Genomic DNA, 18094 nt, shown 5'->3' on the forward strand with positions numbered 1-18094 from the left:
GATCCGGTCGACATCGTCGTCGTCGGTGCGATCCAGTGTCGCATACTCCGGGACTGCGTCCCAGAGGTGAATGCTCCCCGAGGAGTAGGGTGGACGGGTGACTGACGCAGAGACCCTGAGCAGAGGGCCTCGCGCCTACACCGCCTTCATCGGGATCGGCCTGCTCGCAGGCCTCCTCTCCGGCCTGTTCGGCGTCGGCGGCGGCACCGTGATCGTCCCGCTGCTCGTGCTGTTCCTGCACTTCAACCAGCGTCTCGGCGCCGGAACCTCGCTCGCGGCGATCGTGCCGACGGCGACCGTCGGCGTGGTCTCGTATGCGATCAACGGGGCGGTGGCGTGGATCCCCGCGCTCATCCTCGCGGCCGGCGCCGTGGTGGGCGCCCAGATCGGCACCCGGCTGCTCCCCAAGATCTCCCAGACGGTGTTGCGGTGGTTCTTCGTCGGCTTCCTCATCGTCGTGATCGTCAGCCTGTTCCTCGTGATCCCCTCGCGCGACGCCGAGTTCGAGCTGCAGCTGCTCAACGGCCTCGCGCTGCTCGTGGTGGGTGTCGGCACCGGAGTCCTCGCGGGCCTCATCGGCGTCGGCGGCGGTGTGATCGTGGTGCCGGTGCTGATGCTGGCCTTCGGCACGAGCGACCTGGTCGCCAAGGGGACGTCGCTGCTCATGATGATCCCGACCGCCATCTCGGGCACGATCGGCAATCTGCGCAATCACAACGTCGATCTCGTGGCCGCCGCGTTCGTCGGCATCTCGGCGTGCGCGACCACGGCACTGGGCGCGTGGCTCGCGACGCTCATCGACCCGCTCGTGGGCAACATGCTGTTCGCGGCATATCTCGTGGTGATCGCGGTGCAGATGGCGATCAAGGCGGTCAAGGGCCGCCACACGGCCTGACGCACCGCGTCCGGGCGTCGACCGACTTACATCCGGCCCTCTCTGCCCCGCGCCCCTCGGCCGAGAAAGTAGGATCGAGGGGTGGCAGTGAACCAAGATCTGGTCGGCCGGGAGTTCCCGCCGACGACCCCCTACCTCGTCGGACGCGAGAAGGTGCGCGAGTTCGCGCGCGCCGTCTTCGCGGACGCCCCGCAGCACACCGACGTCGAGGCCGCGCGCGCCGCGGGCTTCGACGACGTCGTCGCGCCGCCGACCTTCGCGATGGTCATCCAGGACCACACGCTGCAGCAGCTGCTCGCCGAACCCGACTCGGGCATCGTCCTGGCGCGCACGATCCACGCCGAGCAGAAGTTCTCGTACACGCGGCCGATCGTGGCCGGCGACGAGCTCACGGGTCGGCTGCGCGTCACCGGCATCCGGATGATGGGCGGCAACGCCATGATCACGAGCGAGGCCCAGATCGCGGACGCCGCGGGCGAGCACGTCGTGACGGCGACCAGCGTGCTGCTGGTCGGCGCAGAAGAGGGAGCCGCGTGATGCCGTACGCCGTCGGAGACGTGATCGCCGAGCGCACCGTCCACCTGACCCGCGAGTCGCTCGTCCGCTACGCGGGGGCGTCGGGCGACTTCAACCCGATCCACTACCGCGACGACGTCGCCGCCGCCGTGGGGCTCCCCGGCGTGCTGGCGCACGGCATGCTCACGATGGGGATCGCCTCATCGGTGGTCGTCGCGGCCCTCGAGCCGAGCGCCCGCATCCTCGACTACGGCGTCCGCTTCACCAAGCCGGTCGTCGTCGACCCCGAGAACGGCGCCGACCTGCACGTGATCGCGACGGTGGGCGCCGTCGACGAGACGGCCACGCGCGTCGACCTCAAGGTCACGTTCGGCGAGACGACCGTGCTCGTCAAGGCGCAGCTGCGCATCGCCGCCTGATGGGTGACGCCGTGCTGCACGAGGTCGAGCCGCTGCGGCTGTCGGCGTTGACGACGCTGCGCACCGGCGGTGCGCCGGAGCGGATGCTGGACGCCACGACGACCGACGAGCTCGTCACCGCGCTGCGCGATGTCTGGGCACGCGGAGACGAGTGGTTCGTCCTCGGCGGCGGCTCGAACCTGTTCATCGGGGACGACACGTTCGAGGGCACCGTGATCCGGGTGCTCACGCGGGGGATCGAGGAGCTGCCGTCGCCGCACGCGGGCCGCATCCGGCTGCGTGTGCAGGCAGGGCACGGCTGGGACGATCTGGTCGCCTACGCCGTCGAGCACGGTTATGCAGGGCTCGAGGCCATGAGCGGCATCCCCGGCACCGTCGGCGCATCGCCCGTGCAGAACATCGGGGCGTACGGCCAGGAGATCCAGGAGACGCTGGTCGAGGTCGAGCTCATCGACGAGGCGACGGGAGAGGTCTCGGTGGCCCCGGCATCCGAGCTGGGACTCGGCTTCCGCACCTCGGTGCTGAAGCACCACTACGGCAGCGTTCCCGAGCGGCGTGCGGTGATCCTCTCGGTCACGGTCGATCTGCTCGTGGCCGGCGAGCGCATCGTGCGCGGAGAGCAGCTGCGGCGCGCCCTCGCTCTCGACTCCGACGCTCCCGTGCCCCTCGCCTGGGTGCGCGAGCGCATCCTCGCCACACGCGCATCCAAGGGGATGCTGCTCGATGACGACGACCCGGACACGCACAGCGTCGGCTCGTTCTTCCAGAACGCGATCGTGCCGGAGGCGGTGGCCCGCGCGCTGCCGCCCGAGTGCCCGCGCTGGCCCGTGGCCCCCGACCTCGACGCCGTCACCGTCATCCCCCTCGCGTCGTACGACGGTCTCGTGCCGACCTCGAAGGTCGAGGCGCCCGACGTCAAGGTCAGCGCCGCCTGGCTCATCGAGCACGCGGGCATCCGCAAGGGGTTCAAGCTGCCCCGCTCCCGTGCCTCGGTGTCGACCAAGCACGCACTGTCGCTGACCAACAGGGGCGGAGCGACCGCCGCCGAGGTCGCCGAGCTCGCACGATTCATCCAGAGCCGGGTGCACTCCGAGTTCGGCCTGGTGCTGCAGCCCGAGCCGGTGCTGCTCGGCGTCGAGCTGTAGGCCGCCTCGTGCTCGACTGGCTCCAGGCCGAATGGCCGCAGGTGCTCGGCTTCGTCACGGGTGCCGTGTGCGTCTGGCTGGCGGGTCGCCGTAACGTGTGGAACTACCCGATCGGCATCGCGAACAACGTCGTGCTGTTCGTCGTGTTCGTCGGGGCAGGTCTCTACGCCTCGTCGGCGCTGCAGGTCGTGTACCTGCTCATGGGCCTGCACGGCTGGTGGCGGTGGACCCGCGGCGCCGAGCAGAGTCGCACCTACGTCGCACGCACGCCGAGCCGGGCGTGGCCGTGGCTCGCGCTCGCCGCACTCGTCGGCACCGTGGTGCTCGTCTGGGTGCTGACCACGTTCACCGACTCGCAGGTGGCGATCGCGGACGCCGCCACGACCGCCGCGAGCCTCGTGGCGCAGTACATGCTGAACCGCAAGTGGATCGAGAACTGGTTCGTCTGGATCTGCGTCGACATCGCCTTCGTGGGCCTCTCGATCGCCGCGGGGCTGTGGGTCATCGCGGCGCTGTATCTGCTCTTCATCGGACTGTGCGTGATCGGCTACCGGTCCTGGCGGCGGGCCGCCGGCGAGGAGCGCGTCGCAGCGCCGGATACGGCGACCGCACGCGCATGAGCGGTCACGGCCTCGTCCTCGGCAAGTTCTACCCCTTCCACAGCGGCCATTCGCACCTGATCCGCCAGGCCCAGAGGCAGAGCGACCGGGTCACGGTGCAGGTGCTCGGCGCCTCGGTCGAATCCATCCCGCTCGACGTCCGAGCCGACTGGATCCGCGAGTCGCACCCTGGTGTGCGCGTCGCGGCGGCGATGGACGACGCCCCCGTCGACTTCGACTCGGAGTCCGCGTGGGATGAGCACATGGCCGTGATCGAGGCGCTGCTCGACGGTCCCGTCGACACGGTGTTCTCGTGCGACGCCTACGGCGGCGAGCTCGCCCGGCGGCTCGACGCCCGTTGGGTGCGCATCGACGAGGGACGGCGCATCAATCCGGTGTCGGGCACCGCGATCCGCGCCGATGTCGCCGGACACTGGCATGAGCTCGCTCCGGCCGTGCGCGCCTGGCTCACCGCGCGCGTCGTCGTGCTGGGCGCCGAGTCGACGGGATCGACGACCCTCGCCGCGGCTCTCGCCGAGAGGATCGGCACGCTCTGGGTGCCGGAGTACGGGCGCGAGCACTCGGTCACGCGTGAGGGCGGACTCACCGCGCCGTGGCAGAGCCCCGAGTTCGATCTGATCGTCGACCGGCAGATCGCCCTCGAGACGCAGGCGCTGCGCGATGTGCCCCTGCCTGTGCTCGTGTGCGACACCGACGTCCTGGCGACCGCACTGTGGCACGAGCGCTACGTCGGCACGACCGCGCAGCGCCTGTTCGACGCCGCCGCGGCGCACAGACCGCTGCTCTACGTGCTCACGGGTGACGAGATCCCGTTCGAGCAGGACGGCATGCGAGACGGCGAGCACATCCGTCACGACATGCAGCAGCGTTTCCGTGACGTGCTCGCCGGGCAGCCGGTGCCGTGGATCGAGGTGCGCGGCGGCGTGCCGGAGCGGGTGGACGCCGCGGCATCCGCCCTCGCGCCGCTGCTGGCCGAGCACCTGCGGTTCGCTCTGCCCCTCGAAGCGCGGCCCGTCGACGAGCAGCGCGCGCTGCAGCGGGACGCCGAGAGCTCGTCGTTAGGATGAATCGCATGTCAGACCGCGGGAACCAGCCGGACCGGTGGAACAGAGTGTCCTCCTCGCCCACGAATCCCGGCACCGGTCTCGGCGTCCGCGAGCTGACGGCGGAAGACCTGTTCCGCCCCGCGGAGGCCCGCACCGCGCCTCTCGACGAGCGGCTGCGCCAGGTCTACTACTGGATCGTGAACCGGGCCGTCATCTCGCCCTACTACGACATGGAGTTCTCCCACGGCGAGCCGCTGTCGATCGAGCTGGGCGACGCCGGAGCCACGGTGTCGCTGCCCACGCAGGCGTCGTTCTCGTCGAACGTGCTCGTGCCCCTGCTCACCTTCGCGGTCGGAGGCAAGTGCCTGCTGATCGGCGGCCCCGGCCGAGGCAAGACCACCGTGGCGGTGCTCATGGGCGTGCTCGCCGGGACCGCATCCGATGACGTGCGGCGCGCCGTGCAGCAGGGGCAGCCGCAGCTCACGGTCAGCGACCTCGTGGGCATCCCGCTGCCCCGTGATCTGGTGGGGGCGGAGCGGCTGTCGGACATCCGCATCGCGTGGCGCGACTGGCTGGGCCTGCCGGTCAAGATCATCGACGAGTACAACCGCATCCCGACCAAGACCCAGTCCGCGCTGCTGACGATGGTGGCCGAGGGCTACGTCGAGAGCCACGACCAGATGCGCCGCACGGCACCGGACGGGGGAGTCGAGAGCTGGTTCTTCACCGCGAACGACGATGCCGGCGGCGGCACGTTCCCGGTCATCCAGGCCCTGCGCGATCGCATGGACGTCACGGTGCAGGCCGCCGGATTCAACAGCCGCTTCTTCGACGAGCTGATCACGCGGGTCGAGGCGGGGGAGAAGCCCGAGGAGCATCTGCCCGCCGAGCTCGCCTTCGACGCGGCGCAGCGGTCGGAGATGCGCGCGTCCATCCGCGCGGTGCCGATCCCGGATGCCGTGCGCGACCGCCTGCGCTTCTTCCTCAGCCACTTCGAGTTCGTGCAGCACGGCGGACGCCGGTTCGAGTACCGCACGAAGGACGTCGTGACGACCGCGGGCGGCCGGGTCGGCGAGGTCATCGAGGCCAACAGCGGCGCGGACCTCGACGTCGACCTCGGTGCTCAGACCCGCAACGGACTGTCGGTGCGGGCGCTGCAGACCCTCATCCTGTACGCCAAGGCGATGGCGTGGTTCCGCGGTGTGGATGCGGTCGAGCTCGACGACGTCGCCGCGGTGCTGCCTTTCGTGCTGCGCGGCAAGCTGCTGGCCAACGCCACCCATCCTCGCTTCGACGTCGGTGCGGAGCGGGAGCTGAGCACGGACACGGTCAGCTGGCTCGCCGACCTGTTCGCCCAGTCGTGCCGGCAGTACGACTCGCTCGGACGTGATGCGGATGACGAGGTCGCGGCGCTGCTCGACGAGTTCGATCGTGGACTCGACGGCGTCTCGGCACTCGAGGCGTCGCGGCGGGTCACGGCCGTCGAGGCGCAGCTGCGCCGCATCGCGACGGTCGGCAAGCTGTACGGGCGCGACTTCGATGACGTCATTGCGCTGAAGTACCTGCATCAGCGCTACACCGCGTACGTGCGCTGGCAGGAGCTGCGCGGGTGAATCGCCTGCCCGTGCAGCTGGCGAACGCGCCGGCCCCGTTCGCCCCCGCGGCGCTCCCGGACTTCTCGTCCGTGGGGCTCGACACAGCCCTCGCGGCGAGGTCGGTGTCGCAGGCGCACGGCGACGCCGAGCTGTTCACCCGGGCGCTCGCCGCAGGGGTCGCGGCGGATGCGGCATCCCGCGACGACCGTGACCGGGCGCTCGACCTCGTCGCGATCGCCGGATGGCGCGCCGGCGCGCTCGGCCTGCGTGCCGATGCACTGACCAGGCTCGCCGCGCTGCCGACCGCCGAGACGCGCGTGGCGGCGGCAGCCGTGCTCGGAATCGGCGTCGACCAGCTCGACGTCTTCATACGGCGCCAGGGGACGGACCGTTTCTGGTGGCCGGGCCGTGCCGATCAGCGAGGATACGTGCTGGCCGTCGGCGGGTTCCGCGGCATCGGCGGTGCGTGGATCCGTCCGCCCGAGCGCGTGGAGCGCCTGGCCGACCCCGGCGCCTTCGCCTTCCTCGTCGGAGGCGTCTGGTGGCGTCTCGACGCCGATGTGTGGGGCTCGCGACTCGCCGTGCTCGCAGAGGAGCCGGCCACGGCACTCGCGAGCGGTGAGCGCGTGACGGTGCAGGATGGCGTGACGGTGGTGATCGGCCCCGACACGCACCTCGCGTGGGTGCACGTGCGGGAGGCCGCGTGAGCGCGGAGCCCGAGCAGCGCGCGCAGCCGGCGCCGGAGACGGTGCCGTTGAGCGATGAGGCGCGAGCAGCCTGGGAGCGGGCGCTCGCCCTGTGGCGCGTGCGTCTCGACGACCCCCGGATGCACCCGGGTGCCGCCGCCCGGCACGGGGCGCCCGCCTGGTTCCGCTTCCCGCCCTCGGTCACCGTGGATCCGCACTACCTCGCCGAACGAGGACTCGCCGACGAGCTGTGGAGCATGTTCGCGCACGAGATCGGTCACCACGTGCTCGCCCCCAGCACCCGCATCGACGCGCTGAAGATCGACCACCAGATGGCCAGGGCGATCATGACCGTGTCGCCTCATCGCGACGCCGGCGACGGGGCGCGGCGGCTCGGCAATCTGTGGAGCGATCTGCTCGTGAACACCCGTCTCGCGCAGCTGCAGCGCGCCGAGGCCGGAGGCTCTTCCACCCCGACGCGCGATCTGGGCATCGTCCGGCTCGGACGTGCGCTGTATCCCGCGCCCGCCGACAGCGCCGACCGTCTCTGGTGGGTCTACTGCCGTGCGTACGAGCTGCTGTGGCAGCTGCCGCAGGGCACTCTGTGCGCGCCTGAGCCGCCGGCTCGTCCGGTCGCCAGGCCCGTGGCTCAACGGCCGGTCCCGATGAGTGAGATCCCCGAGGAACACCGCGAGAAGGAGCGGCTGCTGCGCGAGGCCCGTGCCGAGCGCGAGCGCGTCGCCGCGGAGCTCGCGGGGGCGACCGCCACGAATCCACCGGTCGACGCGGCCCTGGTCGCCGACGCCGTGCGCACGTTCGGCACCGACCCGGTGTCGGGAGCCGCGCTGTTCGGAGTGATCGCGGCACCGTATCTCGCCGAGCAGGACGCCGCCGGTGGCTGGCCCCTCGAGCCTCCCGTCGGGTGCGGCGTCGACGACCGGCCCGCGACCGCCGCGGAACTCGGTCGCCTCCTCGCCGATCAGCGACTGCGCGGCGATCTGCCGCGGCATCCGGGCACGGTGCGCGACAGCAACGACAGCGTCGATCCCGATGACGGAATCGACGGGGAGAAGAAGAGCGCCGGGCAACATCTCACCCTCGCACGCACACTGCAGCTGTACCGCGACAGTGGGAAGGATGCCGTCGTCGCCGCGTGGTACCGCACCGAGGCCTCCGCGTGGGTGCGGCCGTACACCCGGCCCGCGCCGTCGATCCCGACCGGGGGCATCCCCGGGCCGCTCGAGCTGTGGGAGGTCGGCGACGCCCTCGGCGACATCGACTGGCCCGTCACGATGCGCTCGGGCGCGGTGATCCCCGGGGTGACCACGCGGCGCCGCTCCGAACTCGACGACGAGCCGCTCGTGCGGGAGACGAGTCTCGAGCTCGATCTCTACATCGACTCCTCTGGTTCGATGACTCATCCGCATCGCGGCTCGCCCGCCGTGCTGGCAGGCACGATCCTCGCGCTGTCGATCCTGCGCGGCGGCGGACGCGTGCGGGTCACGAGCTTCTCGGGCACCGGCGAGGTCGCGGGGATGCCGCGGTTCGGGCGCGATCCGGAGGAGATCATCGCGGCGATCTCGCTGTTCTTCGGCCGGTCGACGTCGTTCCCGCTCGACCTGTACGCCGCCCGGTATGCGAACCTCCCGCCGGCGGACGACGACACCCAGCGGCACGTGGTCGTGCTCTCCGACGACGGTCTCGTCTCGATGTTCGGGGTCGGCAACGAGCCCTACGCGGGCGTCGCCCGCGCGGTTCGCGCGGTGCTCACCACCGGTACGCTCGTGCTCATGGATCCCCGTCGCCAGGTCGCCCAGCTCGCCGAGCGGGACGGGTACGACGTGGTCTATCTGCAGACGATGGCCGATGCTCCCGCGGCATGCGCGGCCCTGGCGGCGACGCTGCATGGCTGAGACCGAGGCGCTGCTCGCAGCCTGGAGCGAGAGATCGGGTGGAGAGGCCGAGGCCTGGGCGCGTGCGAGGACGGGACCGTCGCTGGAATCGGTCGCCGCGCGGATCTCCCGCGTCCCGCAGGAGTTCCTCGACGAGCGGGTTTCGCTCCGGGCGCTCGCCGGAGACATCGTCGGCGGGCCGATCGCCGCGCAGCGGTTCGACGACGACCCGCGGGTGCGCCGAGGAGCCGGCATCGCGCTCTGGCTCGTCGCCAGCGAGGGAGTCATCGAACCCCTCGAACCCGCGCTCGCGCACGGACGGACCGCACTCGCCGTCGATGCGCTGGCGCTCCGGGTGGCACCCGTCGCCGATCCCGCCGCCTGGACCTCCGACGACGAGCGCCGCATCGAGGCGGCGCGCACCTTCCTGCTCTGGTGCGGGTACCTTCCCGCGGGGGAGGATGCGGCGACGGCCGCGTCGCTCCTCGCCGCGTGCGACTCGCTCGCGCGCGACCGTGCGCTCGCCGACGCCTACGAGGGTCACCGCCATCGCGCCGAGATCGCCCGCAAGCTCGACGAGGCGCGCCGCAGAGAGGCGGCGGCGCGGTACTCCAGTGAGTGACGCTCGCACGGCGGCCGATCCCGATCTGCTCGGGGGACTCGCGCTCGCCGAGTACGCGCCCGGCGAGGCGGCGGTGCTGAGCGATGCCGAACGCTGGCCGACCCTCGATCCGGCGGGTGCTGCTCGCCTGGCGCGATGGCGCACCCACCCCGACGCACCGCAGTGGACGCATGCGACCGGCGATCGCCTGACCGCTGAGCAGGCCGAGCGGGTGAGGCATCCGCTGCCCCTCGACGGCTGGATCGCCGAGCACCTCGACGCCGCCCGGCGCACGCTGCGCTATCGCGGCATGCCCGCACACGCCGTGCTCGACGACTTTCCCACGATCGCCCGGCGCGACCTCGTCGACGACCTGGCAGCATTCGTGCCGCTCGACGCCGACCTCTCCCGCATGCTGCACGGCACCAGCTCCGGCTCGACCGGCGCGGCGCTGCTGATCCCCGACGACGTCGAGGAGGTGGCGCGCGGCTTCCACCTGCTCGTGGCGCTCGCCGCATCGGCGGGAGTCCCGATCGTCGCGGAGGGCGAGCGCATGGCCGTGGCCAACCTCGTGTTCCAGCGCCAGGCCTTCACCTACGTCTCGGTCGTCTCGAGCTTCGCCCAGCGCGCGATGTCCCGGCTCAACCTGCATCCGTCGGCGTGGCCCGGACCCGACGCCCGTGAGCGCTTCCTCGCCGACGCCGACCCGCAGATCCTGAGCGGACACCCCACGAGCCTCGCCGAGCTGCTCGACGCGGGACTCGACGCCGTGCTGCATCCCCGGGTCGTGTTCTCGGGGGCCATGGCCCTGTCCGGGCCACTGCGGGCGCGGATCGAGGCGGCGTTCGACTGCCCGGTGTTCGACGTGTACGGCCTGCACGAGACGCGGCCCATCGCGGTGCGCGTCGATGACGGGCCTTTCCGGGTGCTCGACCGCCGCGTGCACGTCGAGGTGCTCGATCCCCACCGCGACGTCGCCGTCCCCGAGGGGGAGATGGGGGAGATCGTCGTGACCGCGGGGGAGAACCCCCTGCTGCCGCTCGTGCGCTACCGCACCGGCGACCACGGGCGGCTCGTCACCCTCGACGACGGAGCGATCGGCATCGCCGACCTGGAGGGGCGGGAGAACACGCGCTTCCGTGCCGACGACGGTGCGCTCGTGCCCTGCGTCGAACTCACGCAGCAGCTGCAGGCGCACGGTGCCGAGGGGTGGTCGGTCCGTCAGGGGCCCGACGGCCGGGTCCTCGCCGTGATCGCGCGAGGCGACGAGGCCGGCGCCCGCGCCGCGCTCGCCGCCCTGCTCGGCGAGCCGGTCGAGCTGCGGAGGGTCGCCCGGGTGAGCGATCTCGGCGAGGGCAAGCCCCGGCGCTACCGCAGCTGCGTACCCGACTGAGTCCGCACTCGGCGCAGACCCTGACAGCGGCGCCGGAGCGTCGTACACTCGCGGCATGAGCGGACTGATCCCCTACCTGCTGTTCCCCGGCAACGCCGCGGAGGCGCTCGAGCACTACCGGTCGGTCTTCGGCGGTGAGCTGCAGACACTCGACTACGCCACCGCGGGGCGGCACGACGGGCCGGGGGACTCCATCGCGCACGGGCAGCTGTCCGGCGCCGTCGAGCTGGCCGGAGCGGATGCCGGGGCCGACGACGACGCGGTGCAGATGAGCGGCATGTTCCTGTCGCTGCTCGGCACGGCGGACGCCACGACGCTGACGAGCTGGTTCGATCGGCTGTCGTCAGGCGGCCGCGTGATCGATGCTCTGCAGAAGCGGCCGTGGGGCGACTACGACGGGACGCTCGTCGACCGCTACGGCATCCGCTGGCTCATCGGATTCCACGACGAGGACTGATCGCGGTCGTCGGCGCCCCGCCGGTCGTCAGCGGAACAGGCGCTGCAGGCGCTGCACCCCTTCGAGGAGCTGGTCGTCGCCGAGCGCGTACGACATCCGGATGTATCCCGAGGGGCCGAAGGCCTCACCCGGCACGACCGCGACCTCGGCCTGGTCGAGGATCAGATCGGCGAGCTCGAGGGAGGTGGTCGGCGTCACGCCGCCCCAGGTGCGGCCGAGCAGACCCTGCACGTCGGGGTACACGTAGAACGCGCCGAGCGGGTTCGGCACGACGAGGCCGTCGATCTTCGACAGCTCCGACACGATCAGACGACGGCGGCGGTCAAAGGCCTCGCGGAACTGCTCGGCCTCGGTCTGCGGGCCGTTCAGCGCCGCGATCGCCGCCTTCTGGGCGACGTTGTTCACGTTGCTCGACAGGTGCGACTGCAGGTTGCCGGCGATCTTGATGGCATCAGCGGGTCCGACCATCCAGCCCACGCGCCATCCGGTCATCGCATAGGTCTTGGCCACGCCGTTGACGAGGATCGTCTGCCCGGCGAGAGCGGGAACGGCCTCGACGATGGAGGTCGCCTTCACGCCCTCGTAGGTGAGGTTCTGGTAGATCTCGTCGGAGATCACCCAGATGCCGTGCTCGAGAGCCCACTCGCCGATGGCCGCGGTCTCCTCCGCCGTGTACACCGAGCCGGTCGGGTTCGACGGAGAGACGAAGACGAGCACGGTGGTGCGCTCGGTGCGGGCGGCCTCGAGCTGCTCGACGGTGACCTTGTAGTCCTGGTCGGCTCCCGCGAACACCTCGACGGGGGTGCCGTCGGCGAGACGGATCGCCTCGGGGTAGGTCGTCCAGTACGGTGCCGGCAGCAGCACCTCGTCGCCCGGGTTCACCACGGCCTGGAAGGCCTGATACACCGACTGCTTGCCGCCGTTGGTCACGATGACCTGGCTCGGCGAGACCTCGAGGCCGGAGTCGCGGAGCGTCTTCGCGGCGATCGCCTCGCGCAGCGCCGGGAGTCCCGGTGCCGGCGTGTACCGGTAGCTCGCCGGGTCGGCGAGGGCCTCGGCCGCAGCGTCGACGATGAACTGCGGCGTCGCGAAATCGGGCTCGCCGGCGGCATACGAGATGACGGGCTTGCCTTCGGCCTTGAGGGCCTTCGCCTTGGCATCGACCTTGAGGGTCGCCGACTCGGCGATGGCGGACAGCTTGCGAGAGAGAGGAGCGCGTTCGGTCACGACTACGAGCGTACTCGGCCGAGCGTGCGCCGTGAGGGGGCGGCGGTCATCAAGAACGGCCATTCTTGCCGTTCTCGCCCTCCTGTGTCGCCGTCAGGCGGTGGCGAAGCCGTGCGCCGCGGCCACGGCGTCGAGCGTGATGCGACCGCCCTGCACGTTCAGGCCCTTCGCCAGCGCGGGATCGGCCGCGGCGGCGGCTTCCCAGCCGGTGCCCGCGATCGCCGACACGTAGGGCAGTGTCGCGTTCGTGAGCGCCCGCGTCGCCGTCTCGGGTACGGCGCCAGGCATGTTCGCGACGCAGTAGTAGATCGAGTCGTGCACCGCGAAGGTCGGGTCGTCGTGCGTGGTCGGGCGGGACCCCTCGAAGCATCCCCCCTGGTCGATCGCGATGTCGACGAGCACCGAGCCGGGCTTCATGGCCGCGACCATGTCATCGGTCACGAGCTTCGGGGCGGCCGCGCCGGGGATCAGCACCGATCCGATCACGAGGTCGGCCGTCAGCAGCTCGTGCGCGATGTCGTAGCGGCTCGACGCGCGGGTCTCGAGGGCACCGCCGTAGCGGTGCTCGAGCTCGCGCAGGCGGGGGAGGGAGATGTCGACGACCGTGACCTTCGCCCCCAGGCCCAGGGCATTGGCCGCCGCATGCTCGCCGGCGACACCGCCGCCGATCACGACCACCTCGGCGCGCGGGGTTCCGGCGATGCCGCCGAGCAGCATCCCCCGTCCGCCCGCCGAACGCATCAGGGAGTACGAGCCCATGGTGACCGAGAGCCGCCCGGCGATCTCGCTCATGGGGATCAGCAGCGGCAGACTGCGGTCGGGCAGCTGCACGGTCTCATAGGCGACGGCCGTCGTGCCCGCCTCGACCAGTGCGGTGGTGAGTGCGCGGTCGGCCGCGAGGTGCAGGTACGTGAAGAGTGTGAGGTCGGAGCGCAGGAACCCGTACTCCTGCGCGATCGGCTCCTTCACCTTGATGAGCAGATCGGCCTCGCCCCAGGCCTCCTCGGCCGTGGCGACGATCTCGGCACCGGCGGCCCGGTACGCGTCGTCGGAGATGCCCGAGCCGACTCCTGCGCCCGACTGCACCAGGACGCGGTGCCCTTCGTGAACCAGCCGATCGGCGCCCGCGGGGGTGAGCGCGGTGCGGTTCTCGTTGTTCTTGACTTCGGTCGGCACGCCGATCTTCATCGATCCTCCAGGTGACAGCTCGCAGGGGCGCAGCGCGGCGCACTGCAGTTCGTGCGGCGCCGTGCAGTTCTTTCAGTGCAGCTCAGTGCAGTACAGAATCGCAGAAACGTCGATTCAGCACCACAATCACTGAAGAAGATTCGATGATCCGCATCATCCTGCATAATCGTTCACATGGAGACAGCGCCCGAGGCCCCGTCATCGAACACCCTTCGGGCACCGGCCCTCGACGCGGTCGATGCCAAGATCGTGCAGCTGCTCAGCGCCGACGGGCGGATGACGAACGCCGAGCTCGCGGGTCATCTGGGCGTGGCGCCCTCCACCGCGCACGCGCGCCTGCGGGCGCTCACCCAGCGTGGCGTCATCACCGGATTCCACGCGAGCGTCGACGAGCGGATGCTGGGTGCCGGACTGCAGGCGATCATCGGCGTGAGCCTGCGCCCGAGCGCTCGCCGAGAGAGCATCGTCGAGTTCGCCGACCGGGTGCGAGGGCTGCCCCAGGTGATCCAGGTCTTCTTCCTCGGAGGGGACGACGACTTCCTGCTGCACATCGCGGTGGCCGACTCGTCGGAGATGCGCGAGTTCGTGCTCGAGCACCTTTCGGCACAGAGCAGCGTGGCCTCGACGCGCACGAGCATCGTCTTCGACTACCACCGCAATTCGGTGGCCGCGTCCTTCCGCTGAGTCCCGGCAGACGCGCGTGCAGTGGGGGGGGGCCGACCCCCGCCTGAGCAGGATATTGCACGCGACTCAGTGCGGTGTCTAGGGTGAGCCCGGGGCTCGGCCGCGATGTCGCGGGAGAGCGCGCGGAGTTCTGGGGGACGCGATGGTGCGCATGCTCGACGAGGGGCAGCTGACTGCCTGGGCGCGACGACTGGCGGGCGGCGATGGCGGCGCGGGTGAGTGCGCGGGAGCACCCGGGGTCCCGCGCTGGCTGGCCGCGAACGTGATCAGACTCGACGGACACAGGGGCATGATGCAGCTGTCGAACTTCGGGACGATGAGCGCCGACGATCCCGCGGCGTTCGAAGCGGCGCTGCTGCGCCGATCGATCGGGTCGACGATGCTCTACAGCACCCTCGAGACGCCGCACACGGTGAGCTACGACCGCGGCGCACCGGGTGGTGAGGACATCGTGATCGTCGGCATGGCGAACCAGGGCGGGCAGCGTCTGCGCACCGCGACCGGAGTCCAGGCTCTGGCGGTCGGGCGCATGGGCTTCATGTCGAGCCTGGGGACCTCGGCGGTCGAGCATCGGGGGGTCAGCGAGACGACGGGTGTCGTCGTGCCGGTCTCAGCGCTCCCGGGGCACCGGAAGGTGCTGGCCAGAGGGGCGGACGTGTTCCCCGACACCCCGCTGACCAGGGCTGCCGGAGTGGCGTTCTCGCGGATGCTCTCGGAGTGGATGCGTGACCCCGACCAGGGCGTCGGAACGGTCGCGGGTACGGAGTCGACCCTCGTCGCGCTGGTACGCGGGCTCTTCCGGCAGCTTCCCGGCGACGGCGAGATGGATCGGGCGAGCGAGCTCCGGGCCGAGGCGATGAGGGTCATCGACGCCCGCCATCGAGATGCCGGGTTCCGGATCGAGATGCTGGCTGCGGAGTTGCACATGAGTCGTCGCCAGCTGTTCCGTCTGTTCGCAGGCACCGACGAGACCCTGGCGGCGAGGCTGCTGCGTCGTCGGCTCGAGACCGCGAGGGACGAGCTGGCGGCGACCCCGATGCAGGACCTCGCGACGGTCGCGTCGAGGTCGGGATTCCTCGATGCCGCCGCCCTGCGTGCGCAGTTCGCGCGCCACGTCGGCGTGAGCCCGAGCGCGTACCGGCTGGCGGCAGCATCTCCGCCGCGTCTCGCCGAGGCGATGCTGCTCTCCGACGAGCAGGAGCGCAGCCCGTCCTGACCGGAGCGACCGCGCGAGGGCGTGACACGCTGCGCGGATCGCGCGCCCCGGTGCCACGCGGGCGCGGATCCGGTGCCAGACATGCTCTGGAGTGCCTGCGTGCGCGCGTCCGGTGACAGGACCGATCCCGTCCGTTCCGGGCGTCTCGCCCGCTGCATAACCTGGACCTGCCCGTGCCCCCAGACGGGCCATGGCGGGGGAGGAGAGAGGCGCCGCGGCACTCTCGATGTTCCCGGTCACGGCTTCCGGACGTGGCGGAGACGCCCGTCCGGAAGCTCGGGGCGGGACCCGTGCCCGTGGCCGGTCGCGGGCGTCAGGCGCCGAACGATGCGGGCAGTGCGCAGTAATCGGCGAAGCGACGGCGGGGATTCGCGGGATCCGAGACGTCGACGATCGCGGAGGCGATCGAGTGCGGAGGCTCATCGCCCGCGAGCTGCCACAGGATGTAGTTCCAGATCCCTCGGGTGGACTCGCTCAGCAGCGGGGCGGGGCCCGACACGATCAGCACCGACCCCGAGTCCTCGCGCTGACGGAACGGCGAGACGATCTCGTCGCGGAGCTGCTGTTCTGAGCCGTCGGCGCTGTGTGCGCGCTCGACGTGCTGATCGGCCGAGGTCAACGCCGCCGCGAGGTCGTCCGCGGCGCGGCGGGAGCGCTCGGCATCGGCTCCCGCGACGACGAGCAGCCGTCGTCCGCGCGGGTAGAGGTGCAGGAATTCCGAGGAGATGTCGGTCCAGACGTCGCTCATCGTCCCAGGCTACGCCCGCCTGACGCGACGACGCCCCTCGGTCCGGATCTCGGCACCGAGGGGCGTCATCGCGTTCTCGGGGACTCAGCCCTCCTCGACGAGGAAGCGACTGTAGGCGCCGAGGGTGAGGAAGGCGGGGAACTCCTCGCGGAGCGCCACCTCGCGGAAGACGGATGCCGCGTCGTCGAAGCGATCGCCATCGTGACGCGACACCTCGTCGAGCACCTCGACGATCAGGCCCTCGACGTATTCGGGCGTGATCGGCGTGCCGTCTTCGGTGGTGCGGTCCTGATGGATCCACTGCCACACCTGCGAACGGCTGATCTCGGCGGTGGCGGCATCCTCCATCAGATTGTCGATCGCGACGGCGCCGAGGCCGCGCAGCCAGGCCTCGAGATAGCGGATCGCGACCGACACGTTGTCGCGTACGCCCCGAGCCGTGATCGGACGTCCGATGTGCAGATCGAGCAGCTGCGCCGCGGTCACCGTGACCTCCGGGCGCTGACGGTCGACCTGGTTCGGACGATCGCCGAGCACGGCGTCGAACTCGGCCTGCGCGGTGGGGATGAGGTCGGGGTGCGCCACCCAGGTGCCGTCGAAGCCGTCGCCGGCCTCGCGCTTCTTGTCGGCCGTCACCTTCTCGATCGCCCGCGCCGTGACCTCGGGGTCGCGCCGGTTGGGGATGAAGGCGCTCATGCCGCCGATCGCGTAGGCGCCCCGCTTGTGGCAGGTCTGCACGAGCAGCTCGGTGTACGCCCGCATGAACGGCACCGTCATCGTGACCTCGCTGCGGTCGGGGAGCACGAACCGTGCGCCGCGACCGCGGTAGTTCTTGATGATCGAGAAGATGTAGTCCCAGCGCCCGGCGTTGAGGCCGGCGCAGTGGTCGCGCAGCTCGTAGAGGATCTCGTCCATCTCGAACGCCGCCGGCAGCGTCTCGATCAGCACGGTCGCACGGATCGTTCCGTGCGCGATGCCGACGTACTCCTCACTGAACGAGAACACGTCGTCCCAGAGCTTCGCCTCCTCGCTCGACTCGAGCTTCGCGAGGTAGAAGTACGGGCCGCGGCCGGCGGAGATCAGCTGCTGCGCGTTGTGGAAGAAGTACAGCCCGAAGTCGACGAGCGAGCCGGATGCCGCGGTGCGCCGACCTGCGCGATCGGTGAACTGCAGGTGCTTCTCGGGCAGGTGCCAGCCGCGCGGGCGCATCACGATCGTGGGAGTGCGCTCGGCGGTGACGCGGTACTCCTTGCCGGGGCCCGACGCGGTCGACGGACCCGTGAAGGAGAGCTCTCCGCGGATCGCGTCGCGGAGAGACAGCTGCCCCTCGATGACGTTCTTCCAGGTGGGGCTCGTGGCATCCTCCTGGTCGGCGAGCCAGACCCGAGCGCCCGAGTTCAGGGCGTTGATCGTCATCTTCGGGTCGGTCGGCCCCGTGATCTCGACGCGGCGGTCCTCGAGGCCGGGCCCGGGGCCCGCGACGCGCCACTCGGCATCCTGGCGGATGTGCGCGGTGTCGTCACGGAACCGCGGGTCGTGACCGTTGCCGATCTCGAACCGGCGGCGCATGCGGTCGGCCAGCCTGTCGTGGCGACGTGCGGCATAGCGATGGTGCAGCTCGGTGAGGAACGCGATCGCCTCGGGGGTGAGGATCTCGTCGTAGCGCTCACGCAGCGGGCCGGTGACGGTGATCGCCGGGCCCTGCTGCGCCGTCTGGATCGGAGCGGTGGTCGGGGGAGCGGTGGGAGTGGTCATGATCGTGTGTC

Annotated in this window: 18 protein-coding genes; 14 read left to right on the plus strand and 4 right to left on the minus strand. The window is 71.0% G+C overall.

Translation table 11 applies throughout. From position 1 onward, the window contains the following. Positions 1–97: 97 nt before the first annotated feature. The 12 genes from HWD99_RS11400 (at position 98) to HWD99_RS11455 (ending at position 11265) form a co-directional block, all read left to right on the plus strand. Positions 98–895, plus strand: coding sequence for a sulfite exporter TauE/SafE family protein (locus HWD99_RS11400; protein ID WP_241796342.1), 798 nt, complete (start codon positions 98–100; stop codon positions 893–895). An 81-nt stretch (positions 896–976) separates the two neighbouring features. Continuing rightward, the gene (locus HWD99_RS11405) at positions 977–1432 is read left to right on the plus strand and encodes a MaoC family dehydratase N-terminal domain-containing protein (RefSeq protein ID WP_241796343.1); all 456 of its coding nucleotides are present in this window, start codon (positions 977–979) and stop codon (positions 1430–1432) included. After that, positions 1432–1830: a MaoC/PaaZ C-terminal domain-containing protein gene (locus tag HWD99_RS11410; protein WP_241796344.1), complete on the plus strand. Its 399-nt coding sequence runs from the start codon at positions 1432–1434 to the stop codon at positions 1828–1830. The genes HWD99_RS11405 and HWD99_RS11410 overlap by 1 nt, the downstream gene beginning before the upstream one ends. Continuing rightward, positions 1830–2975 carry a UDP-N-acetylmuramate dehydrogenase gene (locus HWD99_RS11415; protein ID WP_374205464.1) on the plus strand — a complete coding sequence of 382 codons (1146 nt, stop codon included), beginning with the start codon at positions 1830–1832 and terminating at the stop codon, positions 2973–2975. The genes HWD99_RS11410 and HWD99_RS11415 overlap by 1 nt, the downstream gene beginning before the upstream one ends. An 8-nt stretch (positions 2976–2983) precedes the next feature. Continuing rightward, complete coding sequence (gene pnuC, locus HWD99_RS11420) at positions 2984–3595, plus strand: nicotinamide riboside transporter PnuC (RefSeq protein WP_241796345.1); 612 nt, start codon at positions 2984–2986, stop codon at positions 3593–3595. After that, the gene (locus HWD99_RS11425) at positions 3592–4662 is read left to right on the plus strand and encodes an AAA family ATPase (RefSeq protein ID WP_241796346.1); all 1071 of its coding nucleotides are present in this window, start codon (positions 3592–3594) and stop codon (positions 4660–4662) included. The genes pnuC and HWD99_RS11425 overlap by 4 nt, the downstream gene beginning before the upstream one ends. A gap of 5 nt (positions 4663–4667) precedes the next feature. Beyond that, on the plus strand, positions 4668–6254 hold the full coding sequence (locus HWD99_RS11430; RefSeq protein WP_241796347.1) for a MoxR family ATPase: 1587 nt from the start codon (positions 4668–4670) through the stop codon (positions 6252–6254). Beyond that, complete coding sequence (locus HWD99_RS11435) at positions 6251–6943, plus strand: potassium transporter Kef (protein WP_241796348.1); 693 nt, start codon at positions 6251–6253, stop codon at positions 6941–6943. Before HWD99_RS11430 ends, HWD99_RS11435 begins: the two co-directional genes overlap by 4 nt. Beyond that, entirely contained in the window at positions 6940–8835 is a 1896-nt protein-coding gene (locus HWD99_RS11440) for a VWA domain-containing protein (protein WP_241796349.1), read from the plus strand. The genes HWD99_RS11435 and HWD99_RS11440 overlap by 4 nt, the downstream gene beginning before the upstream one ends. Further along, positions 8828–9436: a phosphohydrolase gene (locus HWD99_RS11445; RefSeq protein WP_241796350.1), complete on the plus strand. Its 609-nt coding sequence runs from the start codon at positions 8828–8830 to the stop codon at positions 9434–9436. Before HWD99_RS11440 ends, HWD99_RS11445 begins: the two co-directional genes overlap by 8 nt. Continuing rightward, positions 9429–10808, plus strand: a complete 1380-nt coding sequence (locus HWD99_RS11450; RefSeq protein WP_241796351.1) for an AMP-binding protein — start codon at positions 9429–9431, stop codon at positions 10806–10808. Before HWD99_RS11445 ends, HWD99_RS11450 begins: the two co-directional genes overlap by 8 nt. Positions 10809–10863: 55 nt before the next feature. Further along, the gene (locus tag HWD99_RS11455) at positions 10864–11265 is read left to right on the plus strand and encodes a glyoxalase/bleomycin resistance/extradiol dioxygenase family protein (RefSeq protein ID WP_241796352.1); all 402 of its coding nucleotides are present in this window, start codon (positions 10864–10866) and stop codon (positions 11263–11265) included. Between the two features lie 27 nt (positions 11266–11292). Here HWD99_RS11455 and HWD99_RS11460 read toward each other — a convergent pair whose 3' ends face one another. Then, the gene (locus HWD99_RS11460; protein WP_241796353.1) at positions 11293–12492 is read right to left on the minus strand and encodes a pyridoxal phosphate-dependent aminotransferase; all 1200 of its coding nucleotides are present in this window, start codon (positions 12490–12492) and stop codon (positions 11293–11295) included. A gap of 93 nt (positions 12493–12585) precedes the next feature. Beyond that, entirely contained in the window at positions 12586–13680 is a 1095-nt protein-coding gene (ald, locus tag HWD99_RS11465) for an alanine dehydrogenase (RefSeq protein WP_241796354.1), read from the minus strand. 174 nt (positions 13681–13854) lie between these two features. On the opposite strand from ald, the gene HWD99_RS11470 reads away from it, so the two are divergent. Both HWD99_RS11470 and HWD99_RS11475 read left to right on the plus strand, forming a co-directional pair. After that, complete coding sequence (locus tag HWD99_RS11470) at positions 13855–14364, plus strand: Lrp/AsnC family transcriptional regulator (RefSeq protein WP_241796355.1); 510 nt, start codon at positions 13855–13857, stop codon at positions 14362–14364. A gap of 142 nt (positions 14365–14506) precedes the next feature. Beyond that, a complete protein-coding gene (locus HWD99_RS11475; RefSeq protein ID WP_241796356.1) occupies positions 14507–15580 on the plus strand; it encodes a helix-turn-helix domain-containing protein in 1074 nt (357 codons plus the stop codon). A 313-nt stretch (positions 15581–15893) separates the two neighbouring features. Here HWD99_RS11475 and HWD99_RS11480 read toward each other — a convergent pair whose 3' ends face one another. After that, positions 15894–16328, minus strand: coding sequence for a hypothetical protein (locus tag HWD99_RS11480; RefSeq protein WP_241796357.1), 435 nt, complete (start codon positions 16326–16328; stop codon positions 15894–15896). Between the two features lie 84 nt (positions 16329–16412). Next, on the minus strand, positions 16413–18083 hold the full coding sequence (aceB, locus tag HWD99_RS11485; protein ID WP_241796358.1) for a malate synthase A: 1671 nt from the start codon (positions 18081–18083) through the stop codon (positions 16413–16415). Between the last annotated feature and the right edge of the window lie 11 nt (positions 18084–18094).

Source organism: Microbacterium sp. C5A9, from assembly GCF_022627955.1.
Lineage (GTDB): Bacteria > Actinomycetota > Actinomycetes > Actinomycetales > Microbacteriaceae > Microbacterium.